Annotated in this window: 1 protein-coding gene and 1 tRNA gene; one reads left to right on the forward strand and one right to left on the reverse strand. The window is 56.5% G+C overall.

The features are described from left to right. Positions 1-4: 4 nt before the first annotated feature. A tRNA-Thr gene (locus Q4Q11_RS31950) sits at positions 5-80 on the reverse strand. Positions 81-252: 172 nt separating this feature from the next. On the opposite strand from Q4Q11_RS31950, the gene Q4Q11_RS31955 reads away from it, so the two are divergent. Beyond that, positions 253-734 (forward strand): NAD kinase (locus tag Q4Q11_RS31955; protein WP_498571997.1); only part of this gene is annotated, 482 nt, incomplete at its 3' end.

Here is a 734-nt window from a genome sequence, read left to right on the forward strand (position 1 = left end):
AATCTGGTGCCCCCGGCAGGGTTCGAACCCGCGACCCCCTGATTACAAATCAGGTGCTCTACCAACTGAGCTACAAGGGCATATGGGCATGCCAACTAGCAGATTTTGAAATCCTGTAAAGGGAAAATCACTCGTTCGGCTCTTAAAGCTGGGGGATCAGTGTGTGGCTTCAACGATTTACCAGTCCGAGTGAAACGTCTTGTCGCAGGAGGGGAATAACATTACCTAGTATGGCCACTTAAAGGACATTGCATGTCACGCAATCTTCAATCCGTTTGCTTTCTCGCCTCCACCGCGCCGGAGGCACAGGCGGCGCAGCAGGAACTGATTCGCCTCTACGGCCAGGCGCCGCAGGAGAGTGCCGATGTCGTCGTGGCACTCGGCGGCGACGGCTTCATGCTGCAGACGCTGCACAGCACCATGAATTCCGGCAAATGCGTGTATGGGATGAACCGCGGTTCGATCGGCTTCCTGATGAATGACTATCGAACGGATTGCCTGGCCGAGCGTATCGAGGCTGCTGTCGAAAACGCATTCCATCCGCTGCAGATGACCACACGCAATGCGGATGGCAGCTCTCGTGTTGCGCTCGCCATCAACGAGGTGTCCCTGTTTCGCCAATCCTATCAGACGGCGAAACTGAAGGTCGAGATCGACGGCCGGGTGCGTCTGCCGGAATTGATCTGCGATGGCCTGATGGTAACGACGCCGGCCGGCTCCACGGCCTATAATCT

It is taken from the genome of Rhizobium sp. UFLA01-1127 (assembly GCF_059803845.1).